Consider the following 12,202-nt stretch of genomic DNA (forward strand, 5'->3'; position numbering starts at 1 on the left):
AAACCGGTGTATAAATAAATAGAAAGAGGAGGAAATTATCATGAAAAGAAAAGCAATTGCGCTGGTACTGGTTCTGGTTATGTGCATAACAGCACTTGCAGGCTGCGGCGGCAAAGGGAACAAGGAAACGGACAGCACGAAAGCGTCAGTACCGGATACTTCAGCGGATACCACCGATGAAAATGGGAAGGTAAACGGTCTGATGAACAAAGAGGGCCTTCCCCTGGTTGACCCAGGTGCTTACGGCTTTTCCATCTTTGTGGATGATTCCAGCGAAACCGGAAAATTCTATATGATGGATGAATTTAAAAAGCAAACCAATGTGGATGTAACCCTGAAAATTTTTCCCTATGAAACTGCTACGGAAAGACTGAATCTGGATTTAAATTCCGGTGATTACGCAGATGTTATCGGAGGCTGGACTTTAAATGACAGTATGATTTTAACTTATGGGGTTAAGCAGGGAATATTTATTCCGCTGGAAGACTATTTTGAAAAATATTGCCCCAATATCTCCGCAATTCTGGATTTACCGGGTGTGAGAGAAAAGATGACGGCACCTGACGGACATATCTATACAATTCCTTATGTGTGCGGGGACACTACCGTAGGATATTCACCTTATATTAACAGCAGATGGTTAAAGAGTGTCGGAATGGAAATGCCTAAAAATACCGATGAGTTCGAAGCAGTATTAAAGGCCTTCAAGGAAAAGGATGCCAATGGCAATGGTGACGCCAACGATGAAATTCCGTTCTCTACAGATCCCAACAATAAACATATCGAAGCTATGGCAGGCTGGTTTGGCATGCCTATGGATAAATATGGTGTTGCAATTCAAGGTGATAAAGCAGTTTACGGCGGTGTCAGTGATGCCTACAGAAAATTCTTAAGCTGGTTTAACGGTCTCTATAAAGAGGGACTGATAGATACCGAACTTTACACACAAGACAGCTCTACCTGGGCAGGTAAAGGAAACAAGGATCTGTATGGTGTTTCAATTGCTTACGGCAGCAATGAATTCTCAGGCATTGTACAGACAGCAGAAAAGAGCGAATTCGATGCTATGCCTGTGCTGAATACAGACAAAGGCGGTATCTGGCTTAGAGATACTAATGGATTCAGCGTATACAGAACACAGGCAGTTATTACCGATAAAGCAAAGAACCCTGAAATTATCTGCCGTTGGTTTGATAACGCATTTGCACTGGAAAACGGAATCGGTTGCAGCAGAGGTCCAGTTGGTGTAGTTACCTTTAAAGAGGGCGACGGATACCGTGCCATTGATACATCTACCCTTCCGGAAGACCAGCAGGAAGCAGTCAGCTGGAGCAATTTGTGGCCTCAGTCTCTTCCTAAGTATATGCCTGTAGGATTTAAGTTTATTGAAGACAGTCCTTTGTACGATGAGAAAAAGGCTATGGAGACTACTTATGAGCCCAACCTGACAAAAGCGGTTATTCCTTCTAACTGGATTGCTCTTGATGACATTGACAGATATTCTGATATCAGTACTGCTCTTACAGATTATTTTAACCAGCAGCAGGCATTGTTTGTAACAGGAGAGCAGGATATTAATGATGATGCACAGTGGCAGGCATATGTGGACGGTCTTAAGGCTTTAGGATTGGAAGACTGGGTTAAAATGCGCGGAATCGATACAATAGCGGAATAAAAGTCTGAGTCTTGCGACACAGGTGCTGATTCTGCCAGGGAAGCGGTACTAATAAGGGGCTGTTGCAAAAGCAGGTACTCATTTGCAGCAGCCCTTCTTGTTTAAAATAGTCTGTAACACGAATATAATGGAGTTAAAGGAGAAAGGAAGGTTGAGGCAGCGGATATGGATAACAGCATAACAGTTGTTCCTAAGGAAATGGACGGAGCAGAAATAACACAGACAGATAAGATGGAAGCACGGTCTCTGAAAGAGGAAGAGAAGATAGAACAAGGTGTACACAATTACAGTGCTGCTGATGATTACGTATGGCCGACAGATGCAAAGGTGCTTGAGAAACTGGAGTGGTTTCAGGACCAGAAGCTGGCTCTGATGATGCATTGGGGGCCTTATTCCCAGCTTGGAATTGTAGAATCCTGGGCTTTATCGGATGCAGACGCAGAATGGTCCAGAACAGGAATTGACTGGGAAGTCACTGGAAAGGAATTCAAGAAACAGTATTTTGACCTGAATAAAACCTTTAACCCTATCCGCTTTGAACCGGAAAAGTGGGCAGATATTGCAGAGGAAGCCGGTATTCGTTACTTGGTATTTACTACAAAGCACCATGATGGCTTTTGTATGTGGGATACCCAATATTCCGGTTATAAGATTACCGGGGAGGACTGCCCTTATCATACCAATAAACATGCCGATATATGCGGGCACTTGTTTGAAGCGTTCCGAAAAAGGGGAATCGGAATAGCTGCCTATTTTTCTAAGGCGGACTGGCATATTGATCATTACTGGGCAAAAGACTATCCCAGGGGGGATTATATGTGGAGGGGGCCTTCTTATTCCCCTGCAGAGTGTCCTGAGGAATGGGAGAAATTTACCCAGTTTACCGGGAATCAGATAAAGGAGCTGGCCAGCCGATATGGAAAATTGGACATTATGTGGTTTGATGCAGGATGGGTATGTGAGCAGAATGGACAGGATATCCGGCTTGGTAAAATAATCGATGAAATCAGAACCTGGCAGCCCGGAATGTTGTGTGCGGACAGAACTGTCGGCGGCCCATATGAAAATTATATTACCCCGGAACAATGTGTACCCGAAAAGCCGTTAGGAGTACCCTGGGAAAGCTGCATTACCCTTGGGACGTCTTTTTCCTTTGCTTATGAAGATACATACAAATCCCCCAGAGAGGTAATTCACCTGCTGATAGATATTGTAGCAAAGGGCGGTAATCTTGCAATTAATGTTGGTCCGCAGCCTGATGGACGCCTCCCGAAAGGAGCGGTGGAATCATTGCGTGGAGTGGGAGCCTGGCTGAAAGTATTTGGTGAAGCTATCTATGGAACAAGAGTCTGCGAACCCTATAAAAGTAAGAATATTGCCTTTACCAGAAAAGGAGAATATGTCTATGCTCTGGAGATGTTTCAGGAAGATGAAACGAATATTCCGGAGGAGGTATGGATTCCCTATGCAGGAAAAGTAAAGAATGTGACTATGTTAGATTCGGCAGAGAAAGTTTTATTTACCGGCAGGGATGGCGGTATAATAGTAAAGGTGCCTGTTGATAGTACTGCAGCACCCATTGCCAGAGTATATAAACTGGAAGTGTAAATAAAGTTTGAGGAAGTAAAGGGAAGGAAGGCACGCAGAGAATGTTTTCAATACATTTGCAGGAATATGCTTTGGATAAATATCAGGGAAGAAAGAAATATTACGGCTCCCTGTGGGAAGAAATTGAAGAAGCTTTAGGGGGATGTACGGAGGAAGAGGCGGTTTTGATGCGTTTTCTCTATGGAACGATGCCGGTTCGGGATGCAGGAGAATATGATTTCCAAGTCTTTTTAAAGTATGTACGGCATTCCTTATGGCTTCGCAGGAACGTTGAGTGGTGCAGGGAGCTTGCAGAAGATATCTTTGTACATCATGTGCTTTATTACCGTATTAATACAGAAGATATCAGTGACTGCAGAGAATTCTTTTATGAGCAGCTGAAAGAAAGAATACAAGGATTGAGCCTTAAGGAAGCTGTCATTGAGATAAATTATTGGTGTGCGGAGAACGCAGTGTATGAAGCAACGGACGAACGTACCGTTTCTCCTATGACAATGTATCGCTGCGGTAGGGGCCGCTGCGGTGAAGAATCTACTTTTGCGGTTACGGCATATCGAAGTGTCGGGATACCTGCCCGTCAGGTCTATACACCGAGGTGGGCCCATTGTGATGATAATCATGCCTGGGTGGAAGTGTATCTTCAGGACAAATGGTATTTTCTTGGGGCTTGTGAGCCGGAAGAGGTATTGAATAAGGGGTGGTTTACGGCTCCGGCGAACCGTGCCATTCTAATTCACAGCCGTACATTTTCTGATTATATGATAAATCCCTCAAAAGAATATATGGTACAAGAAAATTTACTTACCTATTACAATAATACGTCCTTCTATGCAAAAACAGATATACTTACCGTAGTGGTGAAAGATCAATTGGGTCAATCAATTGAGGGTGCTTTTGTAGCGGTAGAGATTCTGAATATGGCAGAATATTTTCCGGCAGTTACTCTGACAACAGACCATAACGGAGAAGCTAAGGTCGTTGTGGGACTTGGAGATGTCCGTGTAAGAGCTTGGAAGGGAGAGAGTTTTGGGGAAAAGAAAGTCTCTTTAAAAGCAAGCACAAAAGCGGAGTTACTATTGGAGTGCTGTGCAGAAAAAACTGACTGGGTAACGGATAACTGGGAACAGGAGGAGTTTTGTGCTCCTACAGAGTATCCGCTGCATCCGGTTCAGGAAACAAAAGAACAAAGGGAACAGAGGGAAAAGCGTTTAAGAGATGCCAATAAGATACGGGAACAGCGTTTTGCAGCCTGCTATGACGAAGAGCTGGAATCTGTATATTCGGAGGAAACAGGTATATTTCAAACAGCAGGAGAAAATATCAGTGAAATACGTGCTTTTTTAACAAAAGATGAAAATCCTGACAGAAGGCGGATGCTCCACTGTCTGTCAGTAAAAGATTATAAAGACTTGAAAGCGGACATTCTGGAAGATCATTTAGTTTGCGAACAAGGCAGTTTAACAGATGAGGTTTATGAAAAATATCTGCTTAGTCCGAGGGTATCCAAAGAAGAGCTGACACCTTACCGAAGCTTTATCCGCAGTTATTTCAGAGAAAAAAAAGAAAGTTTTGAGAAAGATCCGGAACAAATCTGGAAGTATATTAAGAATACCATTCACTACGATGTGGAAGTGGATTATAGAACAATCTGCGCAACACCTATCGGGTGCCTGAAGATAAAGCAGGGTAATCCCCTGGCACAGAAAATCCTCTTTGTGGCAATTTGCAGAAGCTTTAACATTCCGGCCAGATTAAATCCCATCATGCAGGTACCGGAATATTTAAAAGAGGGTATCTTTACCGCTCCTATGGATTTCAGGGAAGAAGAGAAAACTGCATCCCTTGTCTTAAAGGTAAAGGAGGGAAGCAAATGGAATTATTTCCAGACCTGGACCATCGGAAAGTTTAAGGGAACCGGTTTTGATACATTAAACTATGAGGGCAGGTCCTTTGAAAATAACACCCTGGAGCTCTTACTGGAGCCTGGAATTTACCGTCTTGTTACCTCAGTGCGTATGCCAAACGGTGACCAGCATACCTCCAAAAGGGTCTTCCGTCTTGAAGAGGGAAAACCTAAATCTATTGAAATGGAACTTTGGGAAAACAAGACAGAGGATGTTTTAGTCAATTACCGCCTGAAGGATTTTTCGTTACAAGATAGTTCCGGAAAAGAATATCGGCTCTCTGAGCTTGCGGCAGAAGAATTTACGGTTCTGGCTTTTCTTGGGGTAGGGGAAGAGCCTACCGAACATGTATTAAATGAAATTCTGGCTTCCGTATCTCATTGGAAAGAAACTGCTGCCAGAATGATTATGGTCCTTCGGGAACAGGGGGAATTAGGCAATGTAACCTTTCAAAAGGTGCTGGAGAATCTCCCAGAAATTGAAGTTTATTATGACAAAGATATGTGCTGTGAAAAGGCCGCCGCACTCATGCAGGTGGATACGGATAAGCTGCCTGTCCTTATCCTGCTGAAAAAGGGGCTTTCCGGTATTTATGCCTGTGCAGGATATAATGTCGGAAGTGTGGAGCTTATGCTGAAACTGATACAGCAATAAATAGAAATAGGAGGATAATATATGAGTAAAATTATTGGAAATTCCCTGCCGACCATTCCTTGGCAGGATAAACCCGAGGGGTATAAAAAACCAGTTTGGCGATATCACAATAATCCTATTATACAAAGGGACGCCATAAAAAGTTCCAACAGTATCTTTAACAGTGCTGTAGTTCCCTATAAAGAAGGCTTTGCAGGGGTATTCCGATGTGATAGCAGGGCAGTTAGTATGGATATTTATGCAGGCTTTAGTGAGGATGGAATCAAATGGAATATTAATGAGGAGCCTGTCACCTTTCTGGGAGAAGATCAGGAAATATTAAAGAGGGAATACCGTTATGACCCCAGGGTTTGCTTTATCGAAGACCGTTATTATATTACCTGGTGCAATGGTTATCACGGACCAACCATAGGCGTAGGATATACATTTGATTTTAAAACCTTTTATCAGCTGGAGAATGCCTTCCTGCCTTATAACCGCAACGGAGTGCTATTTCCCAGAAAAATAAACGGTAAGTACGCAATGCTTAGCAGGCCAAGTGATACGGGACATACACCTTTTGGCGATATCTTTTACAGTCAGAGCAGTGACTTGGAATACTGGGGTCATCACAGGCATGTTATGTCCTCCTACAAAGGAGATGAGTCCGCATGGCAATGGACCAAGATTGGACCTGGTCCCATACCCATTGAAACAGATGAAGGCTGGCTGCTGATTTATCATGGAGTTATCAATACCTGCAACGGATTTGTATACCGGGTGGGCTCTGCTATATTAGACCTTGAAGAACCCTGGAAAGTAAAATACCGCTCAGGGTATTATATCTTGGGACCGGAAGAATACTATGAGTGTGTGGGTGACGTTCCAAATGTTGTGTTCCCCTGTGCTGCACTGACGGATAAGGATACCGGAAGAATCGCTCTGTATTACGGCTGTGCCGATACAGTAACAAGCCTCGCTTTTACCACCATAGACGAATTAATCCAATTTACAAAGGAACATGCATTATAAGAATAAACAACCGCATTAACGGGCTGGAGGTTAAATTTCTGCAGCCCGTTTTCGGTTTTAAATAAACAGAGGGCTTAAAGCCCTATCTCATATGCTGGGAAGACAGGAAACAGGGGAGGAAAAGAAAAGGGATAATGGGTAAGTTAATCGGATATGTCGGTACCAGAGATTTAAAAGAGGTGACCGAGGAAGATATCAATAATTTGGATGTGATTAATATAGCATTTGGGACCATTGAGCAGGGCAGAGCAGAGTGGCACCATCCGGAATGCAAATCCGTTATATCACAAATTAAAATACAAAATCCGCAGATCAAAATTCTTCTTTCAATCGGAGGTTGGAGCGCCGCAGGTTTTTCGGAAGCAGCCATGACAGTAGAAAGCAGGAAGCGGCTGGCTGTTTCCGCCGTAGATATCATCAGAGAATATGATTTTGATGGCATAGATATAGATTGGGAATATCCCTGCTTACGGGTGGCCGGTATTGATGGAAGTGAAAAGGACAGAGAGAATTTTACTTTCTTAATTGAGGCCCTAAGGAAGGCTTTAGAGGATGCGGCGGAAAAGAAATATATGTTAACTATAGCTGCGGGAGGAGACGAATATTTTACTTCCTGTACAGAGATGGATAAGGTACAGCATTATCTGGATTATGTCCAGCTGATGACCTATGATTTAAAGGGAGGCTTTCAGACTTTTACAGGGCATCATACCAGTCTGTATTCAAACAAAAGAGATTTGTTTCCGGCCAGCGCGAACAAAGCAGTGGAAAGCTTTATACAGGCGGGAGTACCAAAGCAGAAGCTGGTAATCGGCGGCGCCTTTTATTCCAGAGAATGGAGAGCTGTACCTGATATTGAGCATGGACTGCATCAAATGGCAGGAACCACAGGAGGATATGGTCCGGCTTATCATATCCTGGAACAGGATTATATTAATAAGAACGGATATGTTCGTTATTGGGATGACGAAGCTATGGCCCCGTATTTATTTAATGGAGAAACCTTTATAAGTTATGACGATAAGGAATCCCTGAAGCGAAAGGCCGAATATGTTATGGAAAAAGGGTTGTATGGGATGATGTACTGGGAATACGGCTGTGATAAGACCCATACGCTGACGGGCTGGATAAGAATGCAACTGGACATAGGCAAAGCATAGGTGTACAATATCTGATAGGAGTGAAACTGGTATTTTGCAGGCAACGGGGCTGACTTGGAGGACTGAAAGTGAAAGAAAAGATGATTTTTTTAGATATCGACGGAACGCTTCTGGACAGTGGTGAAATCGTGTACCCTTCTACCAGAGAAGCTATTAGAAGAGCTTATGCCAATGGACATAAGTTATTTTTGTGTACGGGCAGACAACGGTGTTTTGTAGATTCACAGATATTAGACATGGGACTTATGGAAGGTGTTTTTGCAGCAGGAGCGAATATAATATGCGATGGTAAGATGATATTTCACAGTTCCTTTGAGGAAAGGACGTGTAAGAAAACCGTAGAGCTCCTTCTGGAGAGTAACTCTATTTTCGCCTTGGAAACCGTAGAAGGAGCATTTATCCATGGAAATATGACACCGGAGTATAAGGAATTGATAGGAAGGCTTCTTAAGACAAAAACTGCTTTTCCCGAGGAGCTTCCGGATTCTATGAAGCAGGTCGATAAAATTGTGGTCTTCCAGTCGGATTATTCCTATGAGGAGCTGCAGAAAAAGCTCAGAGGGGACTTTCAAGTAGTGCCTATGAGCTACCGATTTCTTGGGTATGGCGCGGAAATTATGCAGACCGAATTAAATAAAGCAAGCGGAATTCAAAAGCTTCTTGCCCACTATAACTGGCAGCAAGAGGATACCATCGGAGTCGGTGACGGAGCCAATGATATTGAGATGCTTGAGTACTGCAATATTAGTGTAGCTATGGGAAATGCGGAGGATAATGTGAAAGAGAAAGCGACCTTTGTTACGGAACATATTGCGAAGGATGGAATCTATCATGCATTTGAGAAATTAAGAATAATTTAAGATTGAGCCACAGGCCTCCTTCTCCCTTGACAGGGTTAAATTAGGACTTATAATATAGGCAAAGAGTTGTTTGGACATAAAGATTTGCCTGAAGGTTCTTTTATAATACGAAGTTAGGGGGCATGCCTTTGGAGAAAAAGGGTATTGTAGGTGAACAGGATACAGGGAAGAATTCACCGATAAAACCTGTAGACGGAAACAGTAGAAATATTAGTAAAAACAGTGATAGTACAGATATTAAAAACAACAGTAAAAACAACAGCAAAAACAAAAGAAGGAAAAAGAAGAAAAGAAGATTATTCTATGAGTATTTTATCTGCGTCCTTGCATTAATTGGAACCGGACTGGCAGTGATTGATATAACAAGGGGCTTAACCTATTGGCAACACATATTGGATTGGGGCATTCTTGGTATCTTAACAGCCGATTATTTAATTAGGCTGGTTCTTGCCAAGAATAAGAAGGTGTTTTTTCGTGAGAACATTTTTCACCTAATCGCTATTATTCCTTTTCACTCTGCTTTTCGAATATTCAGGGCTACCTCCTTAACAAAACTATTAAGCCTTAGTATTGTAGGAGCCTTTCCCCGTAAAGCTTTTCGAAAAGTAAAGGTGTTTATAAACACCAACGGGCTTAAGAATGTTATCGTATTAACAGTTCTGGCTATTTTTCTAGGTGCACTTGGTATTATGTATACGGAAAAGATGTCCTTTGAGGATGGATTGTGGTGGGCTTTCGTAACAGCAACTACGGTTGGCTACGGAGACCTGTCTCCTTCAACGGACCTGGGAAGAATTATCGCCGCAGTTCTGATGATCTTCGGTATTGGATTAATCGGTTCCATTACCAGTACCATCACCAGCTATTTTCTGAAGGTCAACAGTAAAAATAAAGGCGTCAGGGAAGAAACCCTGGAAATGATTAAAGGGCGGATTGATAATATTTCAAGCCTTTCCGATGAGGAGATAGATTCCATTTGCAAGATATTAAAAACAATGAATAAATAAAAGATAGATATGAGAGCAGGGAATGATATAATCATACCAAAGTATTGGTAAGGAAATATTAATTCGGGCTCTCTTTTCTGTTTTATAATATATAATATAGTTAGTATATATCATAGCAGTTAATGCAATATTCACATATGTTGGGAAAACCCAATAGGTTGAGAATAATTATCTGATATTGGACAACAAATGAGGAGGAAAGAAAGATGGACAGAAGTGAAAAGGCCATATTTACAAATATGTGCATGATATACGATAGCAAAGGAAAGGTATTGGTTTTGGATAAAGCAGATAAAGATTGGGGAGGAGTTACCTTTCCAGGAGGACATGTTGAAAAAGAAGAATCTTTTACAGATTCCGTGATAAGAGAAGTATACGAAGAGACAGGCCTGCGGATATTTTCTCCCAGAATGTGCGGAATAAAGCAGTTCATGACGGAAGATAGTACCCGTTACGTTGTATTGTTTTATAAGACTGATAAATTCACCGGAGAAGTTACTTCGTCGGAGGAAGGGAAGGTCTATTGGACTAGTTTGGAGGGGCTAAAGAACAAGAGGCTGGCAGAAGGAATGGATAAGATGCTGCGAGTATTTTTAGAAGAGGATATCAGTGAATATTATTGGCACAGGGCAGATGGTATCTGGGTAGATGAGTTAAAATAAAAGGGATTATAAATTGCTTGATTTACAAAAATAAATTTAACATTTGCTTTACACAGCAACTCCCATTTTTTACATTTCATGGTATCTAACTTTACTTTAGGAGATTATAGTATGTCTGTAATGTGATAGACAAAATATAAAATCAAAGTAAGGAGAAGTATTATGAAGAAGTTTGTATCAGCTGTTTTATCTCTCGTATTAGCTCTATCAGTATTCTATTATCCTACCACTCCGGTATCAGCGGCATCAAATGCCAGTGGAACAGTCGTATTTTCAGGCTCGACTTCCGTTAATCCGCTTATCCAGGCTCTTGGCGAAGCCTTTATGAAAAAAAACCCGAACATTAAAATTGTAGAACAAAACGTTACCGGCTCCGGTGCAGGTATTAAAGATGCAACGAGTGCCAGCACCACCGTAGACTTCGGTATGTCCAGCAGAAATCTTACAACCGATGAAGCAGCTGTATTAAATAAAGTTCAGATTTGCTTAGACGGACTTGCAGTAGTTGTAAATAAGAAAAACCCTATTGAGGAGATTTCTCCTGCACAGCTTTACAAGATCTATACAAGAGATTCCGCTTCTCTTAACTGGAATCAGATTACCGGCTCCTTCTCAACAAGTGTTAAAGTTGCTCCTTTTGGCCGTGAAGCAGGTTCAGGCACCAGAAGCTGTTTTGAAGATTTCTTCAAGGTAGATTATGGAACAGCACTTCCCAGCGGTTATGATGTTAACTTAGATGGCTCCCTTGCAAGTACAGGAGTTATGCAGACATCCGTTCAGAACAATTCCGGTGCTATCGGATATATGTCTCTTGGTGATATGGATGAATCGAAAGTAAAAGCTTTAAAGGTTGAAGGCGTTGAACCTTCCAAATATACAGTAGCTGACGGTACATATGCAATCAAAAGACCTTTCTTACTGGTTTATAATAAAACAAAGACAATTACTCCTGCAGCTCAGGCGTTCTTAGATTTCATCTCCAGTGCAGACGGACAGAGCATTATCGATAAGATGGGATTTGTTAAGAATAACCTTGTAAGAGTAAAGGCAACAGGCATCACTTTAAGCAGTGCTACCCTTAGTGTAAAACCCGGTTCTACCGGTACTGTAATTGCAAATGTGGTACCTGCTGATACAGATAATAAGAAGGTAACCTTCTCTTCCTCTAATACCGCTGTAGCAACTGTTTCTTCCACTGGTGTGGTAAAAGGTATCAAAGCCGGAACAGCAGTTGTAACCGTAAAAACCACAGATGGAAGTAACATCAGTAAAACTTGCCTTGTTACAGTAGAAAACCCGGTAACAAGTGTGAAATTAAACAAGACCAAAGCAGATGTCAAGGTTGGAAAAACAGTTGAATTAAAGGCTGCTATTAATCCTTCTGCTGCTTCCAATAAAACTGTAATCTGGACTTCTTCTAATCCTTCTGTAGCTACCGTATCTTTATCCGGTGTTGTTACCGGAAAGAAAGCCGGAAAGGTTAAGATTACAGTAACAACGGTAAGCGGAAAGAAGACAGCAGTTTGCGAAGTAACAGTAACCAAATAATTTGGATAGATAGATTAAGTTAAAATAAATACGACTGGGGCTGTTGCAAAATAGCTAATTTACTCTTTTGAAAGGATTGGGTGTATAAAATAATACATTTGGCTGCTTTTCCT

The 12,202-nt window shown here is 41.8% G+C and carries 9 protein-coding genes; all 9 read left to right on the plus strand.

Annotated features, from left to right (window positions below):
- Positions 1–40 precede the first annotated feature (40 nt).
- The 9 genes from bsdcttw_RS01360 to bsdcttw_RS01400 all read left to right on the plus strand — a co-directional run bounded on the left by bsdcttw_RS01360 (position 41) and on the right by bsdcttw_RS01400 (position 12,089).
- Positions 41–1,675: an extracellular solute-binding protein gene (locus tag bsdcttw_RS01360; protein WP_185257670.1), complete on the plus strand. Its 1,635-nt coding sequence runs from the start codon at positions 41–43 to the stop codon at positions 1,673–1,675.
- A 165-nt stretch (positions 1,676–1,840) separates the two neighbouring features.
- Positions 1,841–3,283 (plus strand): alpha-L-fucosidase, encoded by a 1,443-nt coding sequence (locus tag bsdcttw_RS01365; RefSeq protein WP_225903759.1) that lies wholly within the window; start codon positions 1,841–1,843, stop codon positions 3,281–3,283.
- A gap of 41 nt (positions 3,284–3,324) precedes the next feature.
- Positions 3,325–5,841 (plus strand): transglutaminase domain-containing protein, encoded by a 2,517-nt coding sequence (locus tag bsdcttw_RS01370; protein ID WP_185257671.1) that lies wholly within the window; start codon positions 3,325–3,327, stop codon positions 5,839–5,841.
- Between the two features lie 21 nt (positions 5,842–5,862).
- Entirely contained in the window at positions 5,863–6,852 is a 990-nt protein-coding gene (locus tag bsdcttw_RS01375; protein WP_185257672.1) for a glycoside hydrolase family 130 protein, read from the plus strand.
- A 134-nt stretch (positions 6,853–6,986) separates the two neighbouring features.
- Positions 6,987–8,012: a glycoside hydrolase family 18 protein gene (locus tag bsdcttw_RS01380; protein WP_185257673.1), complete on the plus strand. Its 1,026-nt coding sequence runs from the start codon at positions 6,987–6,989 to the stop codon at positions 8,010–8,012.
- Positions 8,013–8,080: 68 nt separating this feature from the next.
- Positions 8,081–8,872 carry an HAD family hydrolase gene (locus bsdcttw_RS01385; RefSeq protein WP_185257674.1) on the plus strand — a complete coding sequence of 264 codons (792 nt, stop codon included), beginning with the start codon at positions 8,081–8,083 and terminating at the stop codon, positions 8,870–8,872.
- 128 nt (positions 8,873–9,000) lie between these two features.
- Positions 9,001–9,879, plus strand: coding sequence for a potassium channel family protein (locus bsdcttw_RS01390; protein ID WP_185257675.1), 879 nt, complete (start codon positions 9,001–9,003; stop codon positions 9,877–9,879).
- Positions 9,880–10,085: 206 nt separating this feature from the next.
- The gene (locus tag bsdcttw_RS01395) at positions 10,086–10,541 is read left to right on the plus strand and encodes an 8-oxo-dGTP diphosphatase (RefSeq protein ID WP_185257676.1); all 456 of its coding nucleotides are present in this window, start codon (positions 10,086–10,088) and stop codon (positions 10,539–10,541) included.
- Positions 10,542–10,703: 162 nt separating this feature from the next.
- Positions 10,704–12,089 (plus strand): extracellular solute-binding protein, encoded by a 1,386-nt coding sequence (locus bsdcttw_RS01400; RefSeq protein WP_185257677.1) that lies wholly within the window; start codon positions 10,704–10,706, stop codon positions 12,087–12,089.
- The last annotated feature ends 113 nt before the right edge of the window (positions 12,090–12,202 follow it).

The organism is Anaerocolumna chitinilytica, assembly GCF_014218355.1.
GTDB classification, from domain to species: Bacteria; Bacillota; Clostridia; order Lachnospirales; family Lachnospiraceae; genus Anaerocolumna; species Anaerocolumna chitinilytica.

Bases quoted from the DNA above. Each gene is read 5' to 3' on its own strand.
- bsdcttw_RS01400 (WP_185257677.1), top strand. From the start codon at position 10,704: ATGAAGAAGTTTGTATCAGCTGTTTTATCTCTCGTATTAGCTCTATCA.
- bsdcttw_RS01380 (WP_185257673.1), top strand. From the start codon at position 6,987: ATGGGTAAGTTAATCGGATATGTCGGTACCAGAGATTTAAAAGAGGTG.
- bsdcttw_RS01370 (WP_185257671.1), top strand. From the start codon at position 3,325: ATGTTTTCAATACATTTGCAGGAATATGCTTTGGATAAATATCAGGGA.
- bsdcttw_RS01365 (WP_225903759.1), top strand. From the start codon at position 1,841: ATGGATAACAGCATAACAGTTGTTCCTAAGGAAATGGACGGAGCAGAA.
- bsdcttw_RS01395 (WP_185257676.1), top strand. From the start codon at position 10,086: ATGGACAGAAGTGAAAAGGCCATATTTACAAATATGTGCATGATATAC.
- bsdcttw_RS01360 (WP_185257670.1), top strand. From the start codon at position 41: ATGAAAAGAAAAGCAATTGCGCTGGTACTGGTTCTGGTTATGTGCATA.
- bsdcttw_RS01375 (WP_185257672.1), top strand. From the start codon at position 5,863: ATGAGTAAAATTATTGGAAATTCCCTGCCGACCATTCCTTGGCAGGAT.